General features: G+C 66.6%; 21 protein-coding genes. 10 read left to right on the top strand and 11 right to left on the bottom strand.

Annotated elements, in window-relative coordinates:
- Positions 1–49: 49 nt before the first annotated feature.
- Both GRS48_RS11765 and GRS48_RS15340 read right to left on the bottom strand, forming a co-directional pair.
- The gene (locus GRS48_RS11765; RefSeq protein ID WP_159486710.1) at positions 50–886 is read right to left on the bottom strand and encodes a 3-keto-5-aminohexanoate cleavage protein; all 837 of its coding nucleotides are present in this window, start codon (positions 884–886) and stop codon (positions 50–52) included.
- Positions 887–982: 96 nt separating this feature from the next.
- Positions 983–1,114 carry a hypothetical protein gene (locus GRS48_RS15340; protein ID WP_255473107.1) on the bottom strand — a complete coding sequence of 44 codons (132 nt, stop codon included), beginning with the start codon at positions 1,112–1,114 and terminating at the stop codon, positions 983–985.
- Between the two features lie 450 nt (positions 1,115–1,564).
- Between GRS48_RS15340 and GRS48_RS11775 the strand changes: the two genes are divergently transcribed.
- On the top strand, positions 1,565–2,149 hold the full coding sequence (locus GRS48_RS11775) for a hypothetical protein (RefSeq protein WP_159486714.1): 585 nt from the start codon (positions 1,565–1,567) through the stop codon (positions 2,147–2,149).
- A gap of 205 nt (positions 2,150–2,354) precedes the next feature.
- Complete coding sequence (glmS, locus tag GRS48_RS11780; protein ID WP_159486716.1) at positions 2,355–4,187, top strand: glutamine--fructose-6-phosphate transaminase (isomerizing); 1,833 nt, start codon at positions 2,355–2,357, stop codon at positions 4,185–4,187.
- A 390-nt stretch (positions 4,188–4,577) separates the two neighbouring features.
- Here glmS and GRS48_RS11785 read toward each other — a convergent pair whose 3' ends face one another.
- Together GRS48_RS11785 and GRS48_RS11790 are read right to left on the bottom strand one after the other, a co-directional pair.
- Positions 4,578–4,865 carry a HalOD1 output domain-containing protein gene (locus GRS48_RS11785; protein ID WP_159486718.1) on the bottom strand — a complete coding sequence of 96 codons (288 nt, stop codon included), beginning with the start codon at positions 4,863–4,865 and terminating at the stop codon, positions 4,578–4,580.
- A gap of 369 nt (positions 4,866–5,234) precedes the next feature.
- Entirely contained in the window at positions 5,235–6,416 is a 1,182-nt protein-coding gene (locus GRS48_RS11790; RefSeq protein ID WP_159486720.1) for an alpha-D-ribose 1-methylphosphonate 5-triphosphate diphosphatase, read from the bottom strand.
- Positions 6,417–6,640: 224 nt separating this feature from the next.
- Here GRS48_RS11790 and GRS48_RS11795 point away from each other — a divergent pair, with 224 nt between their 5' ends.
- From GRS48_RS11795 to GRS48_RS11810, 4 genes are all read left to right on the top strand, one after another.
- Positions 6,641–7,609 carry a phosphoadenosine phosphosulfate reductase family protein gene (locus GRS48_RS11795; RefSeq protein ID WP_321168424.1) on the top strand — a complete coding sequence of 323 codons (969 nt, stop codon included), beginning with the start codon at positions 6,641–6,643 and terminating at the stop codon, positions 7,607–7,609.
- Between the two features lie 152 nt (positions 7,610–7,761).
- Positions 7,762–8,100, top strand: a complete 339-nt coding sequence (locus GRS48_RS11800; protein WP_159486722.1) for a hypothetical protein — start codon at positions 7,762–7,764, stop codon at positions 8,098–8,100.
- A 154-nt stretch (positions 8,101–8,254) separates the two neighbouring features.
- Positions 8,255–8,887, top strand: coding sequence for a phosphoribosyltransferase (locus GRS48_RS11805; protein WP_159486724.1), 633 nt, complete (start codon positions 8,255–8,257; stop codon positions 8,885–8,887).
- Positions 8,888–9,320: 433 nt separating this feature from the next.
- On the top strand, positions 9,321–10,241 hold the full coding sequence (locus GRS48_RS11810; protein ID WP_321168425.1) for a glycosyltransferase: 921 nt from the start codon (positions 9,321–9,323) through the stop codon (positions 10,239–10,241).
- 75 nt (positions 10,242–10,316) lie between these two features.
- Here the strand turns inward: GRS48_RS11810 and GRS48_RS11815 are convergent, their stop codons facing one another.
- Positions 10,317–11,501: a hypothetical protein gene (locus tag GRS48_RS11815; RefSeq protein ID WP_159486726.1), complete on the bottom strand. Its 1,185-nt coding sequence runs from the start codon at positions 11,499–11,501 to the stop codon at positions 10,317–10,319.
- Between the two features lie 253 nt (positions 11,502–11,754).
- Between GRS48_RS11815 and GRS48_RS11820 the strand changes: the two genes are divergently transcribed.
- A complete protein-coding gene (locus GRS48_RS11820) occupies positions 11,755–11,937 on the top strand; it encodes a hypothetical protein (protein ID WP_159486728.1) in 183 nt (60 codons plus the stop codon).
- On the opposite strand, the gene GRS48_RS11825 is transcribed toward GRS48_RS11820, so the two are convergent.
- Positions 11,907–13,517 carry a DASS family sodium-coupled anion symporter gene (locus tag GRS48_RS11825; protein WP_321168426.1) on the bottom strand — a complete coding sequence of 537 codons (1,611 nt, stop codon included), beginning with the start codon at positions 13,515–13,517 and terminating at the stop codon, positions 11,907–11,909. The genes GRS48_RS11820 and GRS48_RS11825 overlap by 31 nt on opposite strands.
- Positions 13,518–13,640: 123 nt before the next feature.
- Here GRS48_RS11825 and GRS48_RS11830 point away from each other — a divergent pair, with 123 nt between their 5' ends.
- The gene (locus GRS48_RS11830; protein WP_159486730.1) at positions 13,641–16,334 is read left to right on the top strand and encodes an HAD-IC family P-type ATPase; all 2,694 of its coding nucleotides are present in this window, start codon (positions 13,641–13,643) and stop codon (positions 16,332–16,334) included.
- Between the two features lie 68 nt (positions 16,335–16,402).
- Positions 16,403–16,837: a universal stress protein gene (locus GRS48_RS11835; RefSeq protein ID WP_159486732.1), complete on the top strand. Its 435-nt coding sequence runs from the start codon at positions 16,403–16,405 to the stop codon at positions 16,835–16,837.
- A 3-nt stretch (positions 16,838–16,840) separates the two neighbouring features.
- Here the strand turns inward: GRS48_RS11835 and GRS48_RS11840 are convergent, their stop codons facing one another.
- On the bottom strand, positions 16,841–17,290 hold the full coding sequence (locus GRS48_RS11840; RefSeq protein WP_159486734.1) for a DUF2267 domain-containing protein: 450 nt from the start codon (positions 17,288–17,290) through the stop codon (positions 16,841–16,843).
- Between the two features lie 253 nt (positions 17,291–17,543).
- Here GRS48_RS11840 and GRS48_RS11845 point away from each other — a divergent pair, with 253 nt between their 5' ends.
- The gene (locus tag GRS48_RS11845; RefSeq protein ID WP_159486736.1) at positions 17,544–17,951 is read left to right on the top strand and encodes a helix-turn-helix domain-containing protein; all 408 of its coding nucleotides are present in this window, start codon (positions 17,544–17,546) and stop codon (positions 17,949–17,951) included.
- Positions 17,952–17,981: 30 nt separating this feature from the next.
- On the opposite strand, the gene GRS48_RS11850 is transcribed toward GRS48_RS11845, so the two are convergent.
- From GRS48_RS11850 to GRS48_RS11860, 4 genes are all read right to left on the bottom strand, one after another.
- Entirely contained in the window at positions 17,982–18,401 is a 420-nt protein-coding gene (locus GRS48_RS11850; RefSeq protein WP_159486738.1) for a universal stress protein, read from the bottom strand.
- A 346-nt stretch (positions 18,402–18,747) separates the two neighbouring features.
- Positions 18,748–18,891: a hypothetical protein gene (locus GRS48_RS15125; protein ID WP_200840269.1), complete on the bottom strand. Its 144-nt coding sequence runs from the start codon at positions 18,889–18,891 to the stop codon at positions 18,748–18,750.
- A gap of 116 nt (positions 18,892–19,007) precedes the next feature.
- Positions 19,008–19,466, bottom strand: coding sequence for an acyl-CoA dehydrogenase (locus GRS48_RS11855; protein WP_159486740.1), 459 nt, complete (start codon positions 19,464–19,466; stop codon positions 19,008–19,010).
- Positions 19,463–20,458 (bottom strand): ParA family protein, encoded by a 996-nt coding sequence (locus GRS48_RS11860; protein ID WP_159486742.1) that lies wholly within the window; start codon positions 20,456–20,458, stop codon positions 19,463–19,465. Before GRS48_RS11860 ends, GRS48_RS11855 begins: the two co-directional genes overlap by 4 nt.
- Between the last annotated feature and the right edge of the window lie 246 nt (positions 20,459–20,704).

The following is a 20,704-nucleotide window of genomic DNA, read 5'->3' on the forward strand; positions in this document are numbered from 1 at the left end:
CGTCCGTCGACTCGTGGGGTCGATGCTCCCCGCTCGACCGGGACATCGGCTACCGCATACCCAACATCTCGCGTGCGTCGTCGGGCGTCGCGAGATCCGCGTCGAGCCGATCGATGATGGCGGCCGACCGCTCGACGAGCTGTGCGTTGCTTCGAACCGGCTCCCCGCGGCGGTAGTAGAGGTTGTCCTCCATGCCGACGCGAACGTGGCCGCCGAGGATCGGCGACAGCGTCGTCAGGGGGAGCTGGTGGCGTCCCGTCGCGAGCAGGTTGAACTCGCTGTTCTCAGGCAGGTTCCGAACCATGTTCATCACGTTCTCCGGCGACGGGATCGAGAAGGTCCCGCTCCCGAAGATGATGTTGATGTAGTACGGCTCCTCCAACAGGCCGGTCTCGATGAGTCGATACACCTCGTTTAAGTGTCCGTTATTGAACACCTCGAGCTCGGGTTTGATCCCTTGCTCTTTCATCTCCCGGGCGAGCAGTTCGATATTGTGCCGGTTGTGTTCGGTAATAATGTGTTGCCCGCGGTTGAACGGTCCCATGTCGAGCGAGGCCATCTCCGGCGTCGGGTCGGTTCTGATCCCCTCGATCCGTTCCTCCATGGTGCTTTGCCCGCCGGTCGTGTTCTGGATGATGATGTCGTCACAGCGGTCGCGGATCGCGTCGTTGACCTCCTGTAGCCGGCGGGCGTTGTTCTCGCCGTGTTCGTCCCGTCCGTGGACGTGGACGATCGCGGCACCGAGTTCCTCACATTCACGCACCTGTTCGGCGATCTCGTCCGGCTGTTCCGGGAGGTTCGGGTTCGCGTCCTTCCCGTGGACCCCCCCGGTCGTCGCAACCGTCAGTATGACCTTTTTGCCGTCGACGTACTCCTGATAGCTCATGTTCGGTCCCCGGTTCTACCCGGAGTCTCCGGATACGAACGGGCATGATTGCTTTGTATTACTCCGACTACTCCGTGTATCCGGCTCATACCGCGGTCAGTCATCGTCCGCCTCGATGGCCGTCGAGCTCTCGACCATCGACCGGTACACCTCACAGTCGGCGTCGTGACTGAACTCGAACCGGTCGTTACAGACGTCCGCACGCATCGGTGAGACGAACTCGTTCATCACCGTGCAGTACGGGCGTTCGTGATCGAAAGTGTGTTCTTCGTCGCTGGACCGGTACTCGAGACGTGGACACGTCATAGGATGATCCGACCCCTGCAGGACACTTTGTAACCCGACCGCTACGGCGGTCCCGATCGTCGGTCGAAACCCCGAAACCGGTACAGTTCCACACGCTACGTCCCGGTTCGAGCCGACGTCGTCGGTAGTCGACGCGTTCTACACGGCGGTAGAAATACCCTACCGATAATAGCACGTTAACTAACCTGTACCTTTATCTACCGTCACGGTAGAAAGAGACTAGTTAGGGAGACGAAATGATTCGAAACACATGGGGACGGACGACGACACACGGGACCGACGCTGATACCGCAACCAAGACCTCCGTTTGTCCCGGGGTGGGGGCTGTCTCGTCCCGACGGCCGACGGCGGCTCACGACACTTCCCCGAGCGATGAGTAGCGCCGAGACGGAGTCCCGAGCGCGGACGGACGTCGAGGACGACGGGCCCGAGCAAGGACCGAGCGTGCCGTCGGCGCCGTCGACGGAACTCACCCAGCCGAGCCTCTCGCTCGACGTCGTCTTCGACGTTCTGAAGAACCAGCGTCGGCGACACGTCATGTCGGTTCTCGAGGAGGGTGACGGATCGACGACGCTGAGCGACCTCGCGGAGCACATCGCCGGGATCGAGAACGACAAGCCGCCACACTCGCTGAACGCCCAGGAACGCAAACGGGTGTATGTCGGTCTCTACCAGTGTCACCTCCCCAAGATGGACGACGCGGAGGCGATCGTCTTCGACCAGAACCGCGGCACCGTCGAGCGCGGCCCGAAGGCCGACGTCTTCCACACCTACCTCGAACGCGACATCGAACCGGAGCGCTGCTGGTACCGGTACTACGGTGCGATCGCGGGGGCGAGCTGTCTCGCGCTCGCGGCCGCTCTCGTCTCCGGCGTCCCGTCGCCGGCCGTCGTCTTCGTCGGGTCGATGATCGCGATCGGTGGGCTCGCGGTCCACCACGCACGCTGTCAGCCGTAGCCGTCGGCTCACGGCACGTCAGCGAGTCCTTACTATACGTGTCACACGGTAGTCAGCCGCATAACAAAGCCGCCAACCGGGATGTGATCGGAGTAGTCTACCCCCGGCGTTTCCCCGGGGCGACGGTGAACACGTATGTACATGGATCGAACCCCCGTGAGCCCATACCGGTGCTCGCGGATCACTCCGACGGAGGCCCGCTGAGATGTGCGGGATCATTGCACGTATCGGCGAGAACGGCGCAGTCGACGAGCTGATGACCGGCCTCAGGAACCTGGAGTATCGCGGCTACGACTCCGCCGGCATCGCCGTCGCGAACGAACACGGGATCGAGGTCCGCAAGCGTGAGGGGGAGACCGACGCGCTCCACGCGCTCCTGTCCGAGAGCCCGATCGACGGCCCGATCGGGATCGGTCACACGCGATGGAGCACCCACGGACGGCCGTCGGACGCGAACGCCCATCCCCACACCGACGACGACGGCCGGGTCGCAGTCGTGCACAACGGTATCATCCGGAACCACGACCGCCTGCGGAACGAGCTGGTCGCGCGCGGCCACGAGTTCGAGAGCGAGACCGACACCGAGGTCGTCCCCCACCTCGTCGCCGCCTCCCTCGACGAGGGGTTGGACCCCGAGGACGCGTTCCGTGCCGCGATCGAGCGGCTGGAGGGGAGCTACGCGATCGCGATGATCGCCGAGGGTTACGACGCCGTCTACGCGGCGCGAAGCGGGTCCCCATTGGTGATCGGCCTCGACGACGACGCCACGTACCTCGCGAGCGACGTGCCGGCGTTCCTGGAGTTCACGGAACAGGTCGTCTACCTCGAGGACGACGACGTCGTGGTCATCACCGACGACGGCTACCGCGTGACCGACCTCGACGGGGCCGCGCTCGACCGATCCAGCGAGGTGGTCGACTGGGCCGCCGGCGACGCACAGAAGGGTGCGTACAACCACTTCATGCGGAAGGAGATCGACGAACAGCCCGTGGCGCTCAGGCAGGCGATCGAGGGCCGCATCGACGACGACGACCGCGTCGACCTCTCTGTGTTCCCGAACGGGGAGCTCGCCGAGATCGACGACGTGGTGTTCGTCGCGTGCGGCACCTCTTATCACGCCGCGATGTACGGGAGCCGACTGCTCCGGCGTCGGGGGATCCGCTCGACGGTGGCGCGGGCCAACGAGTTCGCTTACGACCCCCTGCCGGTCGACGAGGGGACGCTCATCGTCGCCGTCACCCAGAGCGGGGAGACGGCCGACACCCTCGCGTCGCTCCGGGCGGCCGTCGGCACCGACGCGCGGACGCTCGCGGTGACGAACGTCGTCGGATCGACCGCCGCCCGCGAGGCCGACGAGACGCTGTTCATCCGGGCGGGGCCGGAGATCGGGGTGGCCGCGACCAAGACGTTCTCCTCGCAGGTGGCGGCGCTCGCGCTGCTCGCGGAGCGGATCGCCGACGAGCAGGAAGCCGTGCCGTTGCCCGTCGCCGACGGCGGTCTCGATCGGTCTCAGCTCCTCGCGGACCTCCGTCGGCTTCCCGACGCGATCGAGTCGGTCGTCGCCTCGGACGATGCGCTGCGGCTGGCCGAGCGGTACCGCGACGCCGACTCGTACTTCTTCATCGGTCGCGGCGTCGGCTATCCCGTGGCGTTGGAGGGCGCGCTGAAGTTCAAGGAGATCACGTACGACCACGCCGAAGGGTTCGCCGCCGGGCAGCTCAAACACGGCCCGCTCGCGCTCGTGACGAGTAACACGGTCGTCATCGCGACGTTCACGGGCCGGAACGACGAGCAGACGATCCACAACGTCCAGGAGGCGAAGAGCCGCGGTGCGCCGGTTATCGGGATCGGCCCGGAGTCGTCCACGGCCGCCCGCGAGGCGGTCGACGAGTACCTCTCCGTTCCGGACGTCGTGCCGGAGCTCGCCGGCGTCCTCGCGAACGCACACCTCCAACTGCTCGCGTACCACGCCGCGGAGCTCCGCGACCGGGCGATCGACAAGCCTCGGAACCTGGCGAAGAGCGTCACCGTCGAATAGCGTCCCGAGGCGACCGGATCGTCCCCGTAGTCCCGGCTCCGTTCTTCTCGTCGTTTCGAGCTCCGTTCTTCCCGTCGTTTCGAGTTCCGTTTCCCGGTAATCCGACCTCCATTTCCCGGCGATCCGGGCTCCGTTTCCCAGTACCCCGGTCTCCAGTACGTCGGACCGACGGCCCGATCCGAACGCTTCGTTGCTCCCGTAGTCGATCCCTGTATTCCCACTCTCACGCACTGCAGCGGCGGGTAACGGACGTATAACGAAGTCCGAACCGGTCATCGAAACGGATACCCATCGATCCGACACGTCGTCGGTTTACCATCCCCCCCCTTACCCGACGCGACGGTCGATCGATGGGGCGTTTATCATCCGCCGAGCCTCGCCGATACGGCGCTACGCCCGAGCTTCGTCGACGGTGACCGTTCCCGATCCCGTGACCACGACCTCGTAGCGGGCGTATCGGAAGGAGACGACGATCCGGTCGATCGCCGTCGTCGGTGCGGTCGTCGTCGCACCGCTCCGGACCAGCTCGTCGAGCGCGTCGGGGTCGACGGATCGGGAAAGCGGCGGGAGCGCCGTAACGGAGCGCTCGTCGATCGATGCGACCGTTTCGATGACCGCGACGCTCGGGGACACCTCGTCCCAGTCGTATCGTTCCGAGGCGTCCGGGGACCCCGTCATTCCACCGCCGCCCCGGAGCCCCTCAGCCGCCCGACCGCCGTCCGAGCCACCGCTCGGGTCGTCGTCATGTCAGTTCGACTGCCCGTTCGGCCCGGCCGTCGCGTCGGCGAGTGTCGGTACGCGGTTGCGGGATTCATTATAGTCAGATCGAACGGCTCCATCCGTATATATACGTCGAGATACAGTCACGAAACGCGTCGACATCGATGGAGTAGGCCCCGCTGTGAGCCTCCTCGTCGCCCCTCATCGTCCGTTACCGCCGACCCGGTCCTCTTCCCGTTCACCACCGTCCGTCCTCTGTCGGCGTCCGTCGTCCTCTGTCAGCATCTGTCATTCTCTACCTGCGCCCGTTTCCGTTCGTCCCCACGCTCACGCGGCGGTCCGCCGACGAGGTCGTTCGACGGCCGACTTCCCACCATCGGTACGGACGACCTCCCGTCCGCCGACGTACACCCGATCCACCGTCGGCACCGGATCGGGGTCGACGACGAGCACGTCCGCCCTCGCACCCCGTTCGAGCCGGCCACGGTCGGGGAGGTTGACGGCGGCCGCCGGATTGGCGGTCACCCGCGCCACGCGGTCAGCCAGCGGCTCGCCCGTGTTCACGAACGGGGCCGCGAGCAGCGACGGGGGGTGGTAGTCGGCGCTGAGGACGCCGACGACTTCGGCGTCGATGGCCTCCCGCGCGCTCAGGTTGTCCCAGAGGCTCCCGCCACGAACGAGGTTCGGGGCCCCCATCACCGTCGTGAGCCCGCGCTCTGTCGCCCGCTCGGCCGCCGCCAGCGAGAGGGGGAACTCGCTGATCGTCGTCCCCAACTCGGCCATCCGATCGACCGTTCGCGGGTCCTCGTCGTCGTGCGACGCCAGCGGGATCCCCGACGCCGACACGAGCCGGGCGACCCGTTCGGCGGTCGTGTCCAACGTCTCCCCGGCCGTGTCGCATCGGTCGTTCGCAAGCTCGTCGACGTCTTCCCTCGAGAGATCGCGCTCGCCCATGTAGTGGTCACGGAACGACTCGTCGTCGAACTGGCCGTCGCCCGGTTGGTGGTGCATCATCGACAGGAGGTCGATCGACAGCTCCGCGTCGATCGCCTCGACGGCGTCGACGCTCTCCGGGGAGAGCTCACACCGGGCGTGGAGGCGGTTGTCGATCAGCGTCGATTCCGCCCGTTCGATCGCCCGGCTCAGTTCGATCGCCTCCGACAGGGTTCGGTTCTCCGCCGGCGTCTCCTCGAACGCCACGGCGTGGAACTTGGTCGTCACGCCGTTGAAGGCGTTGACCCGATCCGCCGTCGTCACCGCCAGGTCCGCGTCGACCCGTGCGCCCGACCGCGGGTACCGGTGGCGCTCGATGTCGTCCCCGTGGAGGTCGATCAACCCGGGCATCACGACCCGCCCGTCGGCGTCGACCGTCGCCGAACGGGAGAGCGTCCGGTCCGGGGTTCGGCCGATCTCCGCGATCCGCTCGCCGGTGATCACGACCCGCCCGTCCTCGATGACGCCGTCGGGGGTGACGACGCGTCCGTTCCGGATCTCGACGATCCCCGTCATCGCCACACCGAGCCGCTCGTGGTCGGGTGGGTCGCGTCGCTGTCCGCGGCGGCTCCCCGGTCGACGGCGAGTGGGTCATGGAGACGGACCGGTTCGTGTCGGAACATAGACCGTACCGTTTCGATCCGTTTTACTTAGTTACGGACCGACTCCGGTCCTCCCGGTCGCTTCGCACACGGAGTAAGCGGCTGCTACTAAAGATCCCGAAGCGGGAACGACGACCCGTGTCAGACCCTTTCCCCGATTACGTCGACGTAGATTACGAGGACGGTTCCGGTGCGGCGCCCGACGACTACGGGACGCTCGAAGAGAAGACGATGCGTGCGACCGACTGCGTCGGAGACGCCCTCGAACAGTACCGCGCCCCGGCGCTGATGTGGACCGGCGGGAAGGACTCCACGCTCGCGCTGTACGTCGCCATGCAGGTGGCGGAGGAGCGCGGGCTCGAGGTCCCTCCGGTCCTGTTCATCGACCACCTCCAGCACTTCCCCGAGGTCCGTCAGTTCGTCGAGCGTTGGACCGACCGCTGGGACCTCGACCTCCGCGTGGTCAGTAACGAGGACTTCGCGTCCGTCGTCGAGGCGCGCGGGGCCGAGCCCGGCGACGCGATCCCGGTCGACGCGTTGAACGAGCGGAACCGCAGGCACGTTCGCGACGTCTTGGAGTACGAGGAGGAGACGTTCCCGTTCCTGCTCGACACGTACGTCGGGAACCACCTCCTCAAAACCGTCGCGCTCAACGACGCGCTGGAGGCCGGCGGCTTCGACGCCGTGATCTCCGGCGTGCGGTGGGACGAACAGGCCGCCCGAGCCGACGAGACGTTCTTCTCGCCGCGCCACGACCCCGACCTGTACCCGCCACACGATCGGGTCCATCCGATCCTCCAGTTCACGGAACGCGACGTGTGGAACGCGTTCTTCCGTTACGTGCTCCCGGACACGGTTCCCGGGTATCCGGTCGATCACGTCCCGCGGTCGACGGCGGACCTTCCGGAGGGGATCGCCGCGGACGAGCTGCCGATCTCGCCGAAGTACTTCGAGGGGTTCCGGTCGCTCGGGAGCGAGGTCTCGACCGAGAGCTCGGGGGACACGCCGGCGTGGCTCCAGGACCTCGAGGGAACGACCGAGCGGGCGGGTCGCGCGCAGGACAAGGAGGACCTGATGGGGCGGCTCCGGGATCTCGGCTACATGTGACGCGCCGCCGTCGTCGATTCGAACCGCCGTCTTAGGAACTCGATACCCTGCGGTACCGGCTCCATACTTTTGCCCCTCCTGTCGATGTGTCGCTACATGTACGGATCGACCGGCCGATCGCCGGAGAGCGTGTTCGCACCGACGGTGGTCCAGTGACCGATCGCAACGAACCGCTCGCCGTCGACGACGCACTCGCGTTGCTCGCGGCGTCGCGACGCCGGGCACTGATCGGCTCGCTGATGGACGCCGACGACCCGCGGATCCACGTCGACGACCTGATCGACGACCTGATCGACGACCTGTCCGCTGACCCGAGGATCTCCGTCGACGATCGGGACCGGTTCTGCACGGAGCTGTATCACCGACACCTGCCGAAGCTCTGCTCGGAGGGAGTCATCGACTTCGACCGCGACGCCGGTGTCGTTCGGTACCGGTCCGATCCGACCGTCGAGGACCTCGCCGAGTTCCTCGCCGAGGAGCTGGAACGGTGACAGCCCCTACCGGGCGGCCACGCCCGCCGAACGATTCAATGGAGCGGCCGCCGAACGATTCAATGGGTTGGCTGCCGAACGATTCAATGGACTGGCCGCCGAACGGGTGGGTCGACGGTGTCAACTGACCCGGCCCGAACGGAGCTCAGACGTCATGTTTACCGATCGAACCGACGCCGGTCACCGGCTCGCCGACGTGCTCGACGGCCACGACATCGACGCCGATATCGTCCTCGCGATCCCCCGCGGCGGGCTGCCGGTCGGCCGCGCCGTCGCGGATCGGTTACGGATCCCGCTCGACGTCGTCGCGGCACGGAAGATCGGGGCACCGTGGAACCCCGAGCTCGCCGTCGGCGCCGTCGCCAGCGACGGCGCCGTCTGGCTCAACGACTCGCTGATCGACTCGTTCGGCGTCTCGGACGCCGACGTCGAGGCGGGGATCGCGCGGGAGCGCGAGGCCGCCCGCGAGAAGGTCGACCGATATCGTGCGGGACGGCCGCCGCTTGACCTCCGCGGGAAGACGGTGATCGTCGTCGACGACGGCGTCGCGACCGGTGCGACGATGATCGCGTGTCTCAGACAGGTCCGATCCGGTGGTGCAGCGCGTGTCGTCGCCGCCGTGCCGGTCGCGCCGCCGGACACGATCGAACGGCTCCGGCCCGAGGCCGACGACGTGATCTCCGCGGAGACGCCGCCACACTTCCGGGCGGTGGGACAGTTCTACCGCTCCTTCGAACAGATCCCCGACGAGCGGGCGGCCGCGTACCTCTCCGTCGACGAGGAGTGACGTCGCGATGCGACACGCCCGTCCGCTCAACATTTATAAGCGACGCCGTCCGTCTCGCCGAGGCCTCCGTTCCGTTTATAAGCTCATGGCGGCTCGGTGGCCCGTCGCCCAGAGCGTTTCCCCCTGCTGTGACGGACCGGTTCGTGGTCGGTGCCCGGGGCCAACGCTCCCCTGCCCATCGCAACCGGCCCATAACAATGCCGTCTCGACGGACACCCTCTCCGTACGCGACGTGCCGCCACGCGCCGGCCGATCGCACATCCATGGTCACCCATCTCCCACGAACGTTACTGAGTCGCGCCGGACGCTCCCCGATCGAACGGCGAGATCGCCCGGTGGGCGCCGTTCCGGTGCCCGATCGGTTCCCCGATCGACACGGGCGGGTATCGAACGAACGCCGCCGAACGCCTGTCCGAGCTAGTGGGGTAGCGGAGTGCGAATTCTGACGCTCGTAACGAACGACCACGCCGGATTCTTCCGCCAACAGGTCACGGGCATTCGAGCGCGTGGACACACGGTCGACGTGCTCGCCGTCCCCGGCTACTCGAAGGAGGTCGACCGGACGGTACTGACGCACGCCCGATACTGCCTTCGGTCGATCGGTGCTGCCCTCGGGCCGTACGACCTCGTCCACGCGAACTACGGGCTCACCGCGCCGCCGGCCGTGATCCAACCACGCCACCCCGTCGTCCTCACGTTGTGGGGATCGGACCTGATGGGGAAGTACGGGTCGGTGAGCCGACTCTGTTCGCGCTTCGTCGACGAGGTGGTCGTGATGTCCGCGGAGATGGCCGTTCAGTGTGACCGGGACTGTCACGTCATCCCGCACGGCATCGACGTCGACCTGTTCCGCCCGCTTCCACGGGAGACGGCGAGGCGGGAGCTCGAGTGGGACGACGAGCGACACCACGTGCTCTTTCCGTACGACCAGTCACGCGAGGTGAAGGACTTCCCCCGGGCCTCACGGATCGTCGATCGGCTCGGAACGGAGCTAGACGATCCGGTCGATCTACACAGCGTGTCGGGCATCGCTCACCGACGAATGCCGCTGTACATGAACGCGGCGGACGTCCTGCTGTTGACATCCAAGCGCGAAGGGATGCCGAACTCGGTGAAGGAGGCGCTGGCGTGTAATCTCCCCGTCGTCGCGACGGCGGTCTCCGATCTCCCGGCGTTGCTCGCCGACGTGTCCCACTCGACCACCGCCGAGACGGACGACGCGCTCGCGGATGCAGTTCAGGAAGTCCTGCTGTCGGGCGAGCGCTCGAACGGACGCTCGGCGATCGACAGTCTCGCCATCGACACGCAGATAGACAAACTCGAGCGCGTGTACCGGTCGGCTATCGACGAGTAGTCCGTTTCCGGAGGCGAATGACGCCGCCGTCCTCACGGATGTCTCTCCAACCGACGTCCTCCGAGATGCCCCCGTTCACTCGTCGACGAAGGGTGAAAGGATGGCCTTCGCGAGCTCGAGGGCGTGCGGAATCGGATCGGTGGGCTCCAGGTTCGATCGCGTGTTCGGGGAGATCAGATCCGACAGAACTGCGGGGGTTGCCGCGGGACGCCCTATCGCGTGCTGGAGGTCACCGGACAGCGGCCAGTGGTACCGACTCGGAGTGAAGGTGTATCTCGGGAGCTTCCCCGTGTGCATGTACTGAAGGAGCCCTTCCGGGAAGTTCAGTCCGGATTCGATGCCGAGGTCGAGCGAGCCCCATAGCTTGGGGTTGAGTTCGATGAGGTGTGGCGTCCCGCGGTCGTCGCGCTTGAACTCGACCATCGCCGGCCCGTTCCATTCGAGCGAGTCGAGAACCGTCGTTCCGATCGCCGCGAGTCGGCTGTCCCGATCCGACACCGCACACGCACTGATCCCTCCGGAGGCGGGGTACTCCCTGATCCGTGTATGTGAGTATCCTCCCGCACATCGCCCGTCCAGATACAGCGCGAAGAACCCACACCCCTCGCCACGGAGATATTCCTGTACGAGGGGATCGTCCCCGTAACGGTCCCGATATCGGCGGACAGTGCGCCGAAGCTCGCCGGTCGAGTCCGGATACTCGACGAACCGAGGTGCCGATTCGGTCGGCGCCTTCACCACGACGGGGAACTCGGAGCCCGGAAGCCTGTCAAGGTCCGCGTCCGCCGTCGCGCGGATCGTCTCCGGTACAGGCACGTCGAGGCGTTTGGCCAGGGAGTACGTCTCCCACTTCTCCTGTGCCGTCCGCATCGCCTCCCGTCCCGGTAAGACGACGTCCACAGCCGGCGTGAGCTCGGACCGATGGTTCGCGAGCGTGTTCGTCGTCCAGCCACCGACTGGGAGCAGGTAGTCGTAGTCGTGTCCGTCGATCACCGTAGTGAGGTCCGCGACGTACGCTGCAGGGTCGCTCCTGTCGATGTGGTGTTCCTGGTCCACGTAGCGCGAGACGCCGGCCATCGACGTACGGTACGATGATATGACGCCCGTACTCGTCGTAAGCGGGGCGATAGACCGTACGACTGCGAGCGATTTTTTCATAATACCGTCGGTTACCAGGACATCCATTACACAGCGTCTGGCGCCCGAGCCACTAAAGTAATCTTTACGTTGCCAACTCGCCCGCCGAGTAGGCTTCATCATTCCTCATACACGCCCGGTTGGGGCTCTGCTCCCGATCGAGGGGGAACGGGAACGCGCCGAACCAAGTCTCCGTAGGCGAACGGATCGCATCCGGTCGGAGCTGTACGCCGACCGTACCGCCACAACACACCGGCGTTCAGTCGAGCGATCGAAACCTGGTGGCTGGTCACCCGAACCGAGGCGATAAGCCACCCTCCTCAACGAGCGACCGAAGGGTGCGAGTAAGATGAGGATATCGCGCCCTCAGAACGCTTTGTACACCCTCTGCCGTCGATCCGTCGGCGACCTCGTCGCCGATCCGAGTGTCGCCGACCTGAATGTCGCCGACCTGACTGTCGCCGACCTGACTGTCGCCGACCTGACTGTCGCCGATCCGAGCGTCGCCACGCAGGCCGCGGCGTTCGGTCACCAGAACACGATCGGGAGCCAGAGGTAGGTCGCCGCGGTGGCCAGCAGGACCCCGAGGACGTTGAGCCGGACGCCGACCCGCGCCATCTGTGGCACGGTCATGTAGCCGCTCCCGAAGACGATCGCGTTCGGGGGCGTCGCGACGGGAAGCATGAACGCGTACGACGCCGTGAGGGCCGTGACCGCCATCAACGACAGCGGCGACACCCCGAGCGCGTATCCGACCCCGACCATGATCGGCAGGAACACCGAGGCCGTGGCTGTGTTCGAGTTCACCTCGGTTAGGAAGACGACCACGGTCCCCACCAACAGGAGCACGCCGAGGAGCCCGACCCCGCCCACCGCGAGGACGCGTTCGGCGATCCACCGGTCTAACCCACTTGCCTGGAAGGCGGCGGCGATCGAGAACCCCGCACCGAGCAGGATCAACACGCCCCACGGGAGCCGCGACGTCGTCTCCCAGTCGAGGAGGACCGTCCCCTCCTCGCGGTCGACGGGGACGACGAAAAGCAGGACCGCGCCGACGATCGCGATGACGGTGTCGGTCACGGCCGGGACGACCGGCTCCAGCAGGAACGGCCGGGTGACCCAGCCGACGACGACGAGCCCGAACACGGCCAACGTCCGGCGTTCCCCCCTGCTCATCGCCCCCAGCGCGTCGAGCCGTGCACGGATCAGGTCCCGACCGCCCTCGATCGTCTTCGCTTCCGGGGGGACGGTGGTCACCAACAACGCCCACGCCACGAGGAGGAACACCGTCGAGACGGGCAGCGCGAACAGCATCCAGTCGAGGAACCCGATCCGGACGTCGAGCGCCGAGGCCGCGACGCCGGCGAGGATCGCGTTCGGCGGGCTCCCGATCAGCGTCGCCGCGCCGCCGATGGACGCGCCGTACGCGATCCCGAGCATCACCGCGATCCCGAAGTTCGTCGACGGCAACGTCGAGGGGTCGACGTCGACGGCACGGACGAGGTCCGCGTTCGAATCCGGGACCGCCTCGCCGCCGTCGCTTCGTGCCCTGCCGTCACCGCTCCGTCCCTCGCCGTCATCGCTCCGTCCCTCGCCGTCATCGCTCCATACCTCGCCGTCGCTGTCCGCTTTCTCTCCCGTCAGCGCCGAGAGCTGGGCGATCACGGCGGTGCCGATCGGGACCATCATCATCGCGGTCGCGGTGTTCGAGATCCACATCGAGAGGAAGCCGGTCGCGACCATGAACCCGAGCACCAGCCGCCTCGAACCGAACCCGACGACGTCGATGACCACGAGCGCGAGCCGCTCGTGGAGGTTCCATCGCTCGACCGACAGCGCGAGCAGGAACCCGCCGAGCAGTAGGAACACGATCGGGTCGGCGTACGGGGTGGTCGCCCCGGCGACGGTCAACACGCCAGCGAGCGGGAACAAGACGATCGGCAACAGCGCGGTGACGGGTATCGGGACGGCCTCGGTCATCCACCAGATAGCGATCCACAGCGTCCCCGCCAAGACGGCCGCGGCCTCGGGCGGCATCGCGATCGGCGTGAACAGGTACTGGACGGCGAACACCGCTGGTCCGAGGACCAACCCACTCCGTTCGCGCGTGATCGTCGCGGGCACGGTCGATGCACTCACCTCGGACACTACTCGCCCCGATGCCAAATATGTTGTTCCACCGACATTCGTTGTCGTGTACGACGGTTGCTCCGCCTCGTCCCCTCGTTTTTTGGTGACACGTGCCGATGGATCGAACGGCCAATGGCGGAACGGACGTGGCACGACGTCCCGATCGAGGACGTGTTCGACGGACTCGACACGGACCGCGACGGGCTCGCGTCCGCGGCGGTCGACGAACGGCTCGCGATACATGGCCCGAACGCGATCGCGAAAGGCGAGACGACGAGCCCCCTCCGGATCCTGATCCACCAGTTCACCAGCCCGCTCATCTACGTTCTGCTCGTCGCCCTCGTCGTCACGGTCGCGATCGACCACCTCACGGACGCGATCGTGATCGCCGCGGTCCTCGTGATCAACGCCACGATCGGCTTCGTTCAGGAGTACCGCGCCGAGAACGCGATGGCGGCGCTGGCGAGCCTCGTCGCGCCGAAAGCGCGGGTCCGTCGCGACGGGACGGTTCGGGAGGTCGACGGGTCGTCGCTGGTCCCCGGCGACGTCGTCCTCCTCGAGTCCGGGGACCTCGTCCCAGCGGACGTCCGGCTCGTCGAGACGAACGCGCTCCGGATCGACAACGCGATCCTGACGGGGGAGTCGGTTCCCGTCTCGCTCGACGCCGCTCCGATCGGGACCGACGCCCCGGTCGGCGACCGGCGGAACACGGCCTACATGGGGACCTCCGTCGTCTCCGGGCGCGCGGTCGGCGTCGTCGTTGCGACCGGCGGGGACACCCAGATCGGGGCGATCGCCGGCGAGATGCGACGTACGGAACGGGCGGCGACCCCGCTGCAAACCCGTATGCACCGGTTCGGGAACGCGATCAGCGTCGGGATCCTCGGTGCCGGCCTCCTCGTTTTCCTGATCGGGCTCTCACAGGGGCTTGCCGTCGGCGACGTCTTCCTGTTGGCCGTGGCGCTCGCCGTCTCAGCCATTCCCGAGGGGCTCCCGGTCGTGATGACGGTCGCGCTGGCGGTCAGCGTGCGACGGATGGCCGGGCGGAACGCGATCATCCGGCGGCTGCCGGCGGTCGAGACCCTCGGGTCGTGTAGCGTCATCGTGTCGGACAAGACCGGGACGATCACCGAGAACCGCATGGCGGTCACGCGTGTGTGGACCGTAGACGGCCTCACGGAGGTGACCGGAACCGCCCCGTCGTCGGCCGGCGAGTTCCGGCGTGACGGCGAGTCAGTGTCGGTCGAGGCCGGCACCCCGCTGTACGAGGCCGTCCTCGCGGGCACCCTCGCCAACGAGGCGTCGCTCGGCACCGGTCCCGACGGCGACGTCGAGAGCGTCGGCGACCCGACGGAGACGGCGCTCCTGATCGCGGGACGAAAAGCAGGGATCGACCGTGAGGCCCTCCTCGAACTCCATCCGCAGGTCGGGAGCGTCCCGTTCGAGTCGGACCGCCGGTACGCCGCGTCGGCCCACCGGTTCGACGGGGCCGTCACGACGTACTTCAAGGGGGCTCCCGAGCGCATCGTCGAGCTGTGCGACGCCGTCGAGACCGGCGACGGTCGCGCCCCTATCGACGAGGCGGCCGTGCTCGAGCGGGCACGGGAGCTGGCCAACGAGGGGCTTCGCGTCCTCGGGACGGCGCGGACCGACGGCGACGTCACCGACCGTGAGGAGCCGTCGGGGCTCACGTTCCTCGGGTTCGTCGGGATGATCGACCCCCCTCGTGAGGGCGTTCGTGAGGCGGTCGCGTCCTGTAAGCGGGCGGGGATCCGCGTCCTGATGGTCACCGGCGACCACGCCGATACCGCACGCGCCATCGCCGCCGACGTCGGGATCGACGCCGACTCGGTGCTCACCGGGACGGAGGTCGGGACGCTCTCCGACGACCAGCTCTCCGAGCGGCTCGCCTCGACGTCGGTGCTCGCCCGGATCAGCCCGACACAGAAGCTTCGGATCGTCACTCGCCTCCAAGCGGACGGCGAGACCGTCGCGGTCACCGGCGACGGGGTGAACGACGCGCCCGCTCTCAAGGCGGCTCACATCGGCGCGGCGATGGGGATCACCGGCACCGACGTCGCCAAGGAAGCCAGCGAGATGGTCCTCACCGACGACGACTTCTCGACGATCTACGCCGCCGTCGAGGAGGGGCGGACGGTGTTTTCGAACATCCGGAAGGCGACGGCGTTCCTCCTCGCGACCGGCGTCGGGCTCGTGCTCGCGATCCTGGCCGCGTTCGGGCTCGCGATCCTCGGCGTCCTTCCCCGGGACGCCGTCGGGACGTTCCCGCTTCTCGTGTTGCCCGCACAGGCGCTGTGGCTCAACGTGGTGAATAACGGCATTCAGGACGTCGCGCTCGCGTTCGAGCCCGGAGAATCCGAGCAGTTCGAGCGCCCCCCCTACGACCCGGATGCGGGGCTGCTCTCCGCAGTCCTCCTCGAACGGACGGTTCTCGTCGGCGTGTTGCTCGCCGTCCTCGCCGTCGGGACGTTCTGGTGGGAGATCACCACGGACGCGACGCTGCCGTACGCACAGACGGCCGCGCTCACGATGATGGTGGTCTCGATGGCGATGTTCGTCGGGACGTGTCGGTCCGAGACGCGCTCGGTCCTCGCGAAGAACCCGCTGTCGAACCCCCTGCTGCTCGTCGGTACGGCAGTCGCGATCTCGATCCACGTCGGGGCGATGCATTTCGGGCCCACGCAGTTCCTGCTCGGGTTGGAACCGATCGCCGCCGACACGTGGGTCCGGATCGTCCTCGTCGCGCCGTCGGTGATCGTCCTCGTCGAACTCCACAAGCTGTTCCGGCGGCGTCGGGGCCGATAGTGGTGGGTCCCGTCGCCGGGGAACGACCGACCGGACTCAAGGGGATCGCCCCCGAACCTCGAACGGAGATGTACGACGACGTCCTGGTTCCGGTCGACGGGAGCGAGGTAGCCGAGCGCGCGGTCGATCACGCGCTCGATATCGCGGCGACGTACGGGTCGACGGTCCACGGGCTGTTCGTGGTCGAACCGGTCTACGCCCTCGATCCGGGCACCGATGAGGTCGTCGAAGCGATGCGGTCGGAGGCCCGCCGGGCTCTCGCGGACATCGCCGCCCGGGCCGAACCACGCGGGATCCGCGTGGTCACGACGGTCCGGGAGGGGACACCCCACCGAGAGATCCTCGCGTACGCTCGGGAGCACGGGATCGACCTCGTCGTGATGAGCACCCACGGTCGGACCGGAGTCCGGCGAGCCGCCCTCGGAAGCGTCGCTGAACGGGTCGTTCGGCTGTCCGACGCCCCCGTCCTCACGGTTCGCCGACCTCGGGAACGGACGGGGTGACCGCTACGTCGATCCGTCGGTCGACGCGTCGCCCTCGGGGTCGGCCCACCCGCCGGCGTCGACGACCTCGAACAGGTTCACCCACGCCTCGTCGTCCTCGCTCTCCGGGAGCTGGTTGCGGAGGTCCCGGAGGTCCGACGGCGGGACGAGCGTGCTCGCCAAATCGACGATGACGCGGGCGTGGTAGGCGGCCTCCGCCGGATCGACGCCCGAGATATCGCTGACCCGAGCGACGAACTCCCGCCAATCGAACCGTTGTCCGTGTTCGTGAACCGCTCCGGTCATGTACCAGTCGATCTCCATCGGAAGCGACGCCGCGAAGTCCTCGGCGGCCCCCTCGGGTATCCGCTCCCCGAGCGTCATGAGCGTGGCGCGGATCGACCGGACCGCCCTCCCCGTGTCGGACAGTCGTAGCCGGTGTTGTACCTGCCCCGTGAACTCGTCGAAATTCATACGTCATCCATCGGTTGAGAACCTCATAAACGTGCATGGTGTCACCGATACTGAACTTCAATGCCGGCCGGTGTGACCCGGGATCGACGCGGCACAGGCGACCGGTGCTGCGTCCACCACACGGATCGGTGTGGATATTTATATGTGAGACGCGTGTACTCCCTCCCGACCGGAAGCGAGGCACCGTCGCACGCCGTCGTCGCATCGAGCCGGCGTTCCGATCGACGTCCTCCTCCGCCCCACCGACTCACCGATGGTTGACCGTCACTCCCCGTCCGATTCGCCTGAAGAAGTGTTGAGCGCTCTCGCCGACGCGGACGCCCGCCGGATCCTCACCGTCGTCGGGACGGAGCCACGTTCCGTCGCGGAGATCACCGACGGCTGTGAGATCCCGTCGGCGACGGCGTACCGGAAGGTCGGACGGCTCGTCGACGCGGGCCTACTCGAGGAGCGCGTTCGGCTCTCGAACGGGGGACAGAACATCAGCGAGTACCTTCTCAGCGAGACGGACGTGACGTACACGATCGAGGGCCCGACGGGGATCGAAGTGACGTGCTCGGTCGCGGCGGGCATCCCCGATTCGGGACCTCAAAGGGACCGGAGCCGTTCCGACGGCGATCGCTCCGACGACATCGGAGATCCCAACGACCTGAGGGACTGAACGAGCGGTCGCTCCTCCCGTGGTCGACGATCATGCGATCAGCACCGACCGCCCCGCGTTCCGGACGACGCGATCGGCGACGCTGCCGATGTGGTCGGTGTCCGCGTGCGCGTACCCCTGGTAGCCGATCACGACGAGATCGGCATCGATGGCGTCCGCGTAGTTAATGATCTCTTTGGACGGCTTTCCGTGGCAACACCGGGTCACGACTTCCACCCCGAGCGATCGTCCCTGCTCTGTCACCTCCTCGAGGCGCTCGCTTCCCCACGCCTCTACCTCCCGCTTCGCCACGTCCGCGTCGCTCAGTAGGGGTTCGACGTACCGATCGATGTCTACCACGTACACGGCGTGGAGCGTCGCCCCGAACCGCTCGGCGTGCTCGAGCGCGGCCGTGATCGCCCGGTTGGCGGGATCGCTTCCATCGGTGGCCACCAGGATGACGTCGTACATGCCGGATCCGTCGTCGCTCCCCGACGTTAACACGTCGCCGGTTCCCACGGATCGATAATTCTCGGGCGGCTTCGGTGGGTTGCCGACTCGATAGCGGGCCGTAGGGGGCTTTTACTCGGAGCTGTCGTGTCGTATCGTCCGTGAGAGGTGCGCTCTACGCACGGTTATGAGGCTCCTACCGGATCGGTTATGGATCGATTACTGGCCAGTGTCTGAATTACGTATCTATGCGTGTAACGTTCCGTACGTCCCGGAGAGCGATCACCCCGTTTGCTTGACACCGACCGATCCCGATGGATTCCGGCCGTCGAACTTCGATGGCTTCCACGGGCTCCCGCCGATCGGATCAGATCCCCTCTTGGAGGAATCGCCCCTCCTGTTCGTATATCGACAACAGTTCCTCGATGAACTCTTCGGGCGTCTCCCCGTCCTCGAGGTGGCCGTCGATGCGTTCCGCGACGTCGTCACTGAGTTCGATCGTTTGTCCCATCGGTGGTACTGTCGCGCCCTGTCGTGATAATTGTTTTCACCCGACAAGCGAATCCGGCTCCCTCGGGGCGTAACGGTGTCGACCGAAGCCGTTCGCGTGTTCCGTGCGTTTCCTCCTCAGAGCGCGCCGAACCCTTCGTCCCGCATCAGCTCGGCGACTCGCTCCGGATGGCGGAACGCGGCCAATAGCGCGAACTCACGGGCGTCCGTTTTCGAGACCTCGTTCGTTTCCAATCGCTCGGCCAGCTCGTTGCGGAACGCCGCCTCCCCCTCCGCGACCTCGTCCCGGACGTGGATCTCGAGGCGTGTGTCGCGCTCGTCGCCGACGTTGCTCCGCCGAACGAAGTACGGATACTCGTGTCTCTCCGTTTCGGAGCCGGTCGCGTCGTCGGTCGCGGTGTCCGACGCCGTCCGCTCCGCGGTCGGCTCCGTGGTCGAATCCGCCGAGCCCTCTCTCGCGTCCTCGTTTACCCCGTCCGCGTCGTCCGCGTCGTCCGCCCCGTCCGCCTCGTCGTTCGATCGTTCCTTCTCCGCGCCGAAATCGAGGTTCCCCGACCCTGACTTGAAGTTGCTCATGCCGAGGTTACCCCCGTCGTGTCGGCGTCACGCGGATCGATGGTTCGCACGTTTTGGCCCTGGATATCGAGCCGCAACACCGGGTCGACCTCAGCGTCGAAGGTGTCGGTAGCGACGAACCGGGCGAGCTCGTAAAGGTCGACCAGCGTCTCGATCTCGCGGTCGCGTACCCGGCGTTGGCCGGGCTCGCTCACCATCTTGCCGTCGCGCTCGAAGGTTTTCCAGCGCTCCTCGACGACCTTGAACGCCGACCCTCGCGCTTCCCACATGGCGTCCATCAGGCTCTCCCGGTTCCCGATGGTGACGGGCGTCGCGAACGACGCCGTCTCCTCGAACCGACGCTGGTACTGTCGGTGTGCGTTCGTCTGGCCCACCCCAGACGGGACGACACAGGAGAGGCCGATCTCGATGTCGAGCTGTCGCTCCATGTTGCCGACGAGCTCCTCGAGGCCCTCCAGGCTCAAGTTCCCTTTTCCGGCCGGCTTCACGGGGGCGACGAGCGTCCGGAGGGCGAAGATAGCGTTGTAGAGGAGGTCTTCCGCGCGCGCGTTCGGATCGATGAGGACCGCGTCGTACTCTCGGTGCAGCTCCTGTCGGTCCCAGAGGAGGTCGTACAGGAGCTCGAAGCGCGGGTACTCCTCGCGGCTCATGTTCTTCATCCCGGTCTCGTAGGAGATCTTCTGTTCGAGGTTCGAGGTGAAGTCGCCGAGCATGTCGTGGCTCGGGACGACGTCGACGCCCTCGTCGCTCGTTTCCACGAGCTCGTCGAACGGCCCGTCCGGCATGTCGAGGACGTGTTTGACCAGGTTGTCCGCGTCGGGATCGCTCCGGCGTTCCCCGACGTCGAAGAGGCTCGTGAGGTTCCCCTCCTGTGGATCGAGGTCCAGGACGAGGGTGTTCAGCCCCATCCGCTCCAATGCGACGGCGAGGTTCGCCGTCATCGTCGTCTTGTACGTCCCGCCCGATTCGGAGTAGACTACGGCCGTTATCATACACCGTCGTTCCAGTCACTGTAGCATAAATCTGTGTCAGACACTCTGTACAGATTTCTATTACAGATGTCTGTTACAGATGTTTTATGCGTATGGTGAGTATCGCTTTCCGTCGGGAACGGTGTTCCGTCATCCCGTTTGCACCCTCGGTACGGCGTCGCTACTGGACGTCTGTCACCCGTCCTCGCCCTCTGTCTGTGGTTCACGTCCGCGACTTCTGTTCCTTTCATCTATTATATCTATCTG

This window comes from Halorubrum sp. JWXQ-INN 858 (assembly GCF_009806985.1).
Classification (GTDB): domain Archaea; phylum Halobacteriota; class Halobacteria; order Halobacteriales; family Haloferacaceae; genus Halorubrum.

Excerpts from the sequence above, each read along its gene's own strand:
- GRS48_RS11790 (WP_159486720.1), bottom strand. The coding sequence starts at position 6,416 with ATGACGGGGATCGTCGAGATCCGGAACGGACGCGTCGTCACCCCCGAC.
- GRS48_RS11765 (WP_159486710.1), bottom strand. The coding sequence starts at position 886 with ATGAGCTATCAGGAGTACGTCGACGGCAAAAAGGTCATACTGACGGTT.
- GRS48_RS11805 (WP_159486724.1), top strand. The coding sequence starts at position 8,255 with ATGTTTACCGATCGAACCGACGCCGGTCACCGGCTCGCCGACGTGCTC.
- GRS48_RS11835 (WP_159486732.1), top strand. The coding sequence starts at position 16,403 with ATGTACGACGACGTCCTGGTTCCGGTCGACGGGAGCGAGGTAGCCGAG.
- glmS (WP_159486716.1), top strand. The coding sequence starts at position 2,355 with ATGTGCGGGATCATTGCACGTATCGGCGAGAACGGCGCAGTCGACGAG.
- GRS48_RS11815 (WP_159486726.1), bottom strand. The coding sequence starts at position 11,501 with ATGATGAAGCCTACTCGGCGGGCGAGTTGGCAACGTAAAGATTACTTT.
- GRS48_RS11785 (WP_159486718.1), bottom strand. The coding sequence starts at position 4,865 with ATGACGGGGTCCCCGGACGCCTCGGAACGATACGACTGGGACGAGGTG.
- GRS48_RS11775 (WP_159486714.1), top strand. The coding sequence starts at position 1,565 with ATGAGTAGCGCCGAGACGGAGTCCCGAGCGCGGACGGACGTCGAGGAC.
- GRS48_RS11860 (WP_159486742.1), bottom strand. The coding sequence starts at position 20,458 with ATGATAACGGCCGTAGTCTACTCCGAATCGGGCGGGACGTACAAGACG.
- GRS48_RS11855 (WP_159486740.1), bottom strand. The coding sequence starts at position 19,466 with ATGAGCAACTTCAAGTCAGGGTCGGGGAACCTCGATTTCGGCGCGGAG.
- GRS48_RS11830 (WP_159486730.1), top strand. The coding sequence starts at position 13,641 with ATGGCGGAACGGACGTGGCACGACGTCCCGATCGAGGACGTGTTCGAC.
- GRS48_RS11840 (WP_159486734.1), bottom strand. The coding sequence starts at position 17,290 with ATGAATTTCGACGAGTTCACGGGGCAGGTACAACACCGGCTACGACTG.
- GRS48_RS15340 (WP_255473107.1), bottom strand. The coding sequence starts at position 1,114 with ATGAACGAGTTCGTCTCACCGATGCGTGCGGACGTCTGTAACGACCGG.
- GRS48_RS11850 (WP_159486738.1), bottom strand. The coding sequence starts at position 18,401 with ATGTACGACGTCATCCTGGTGGCCACCGATGGAAGCGATCCCGCCAAC.
- GRS48_RS11845 (WP_159486736.1), top strand. The coding sequence starts at position 17,544 with ATGGTTGACCGTCACTCCCCGTCCGATTCGCCTGAAGAAGTGTTGAGC.
- GRS48_RS15125 (WP_200840269.1), bottom strand. The coding sequence starts at position 18,891 with ATGGGACAAACGATCGAACTCAGTGACGACGTCGCGGAACGCATCGAC.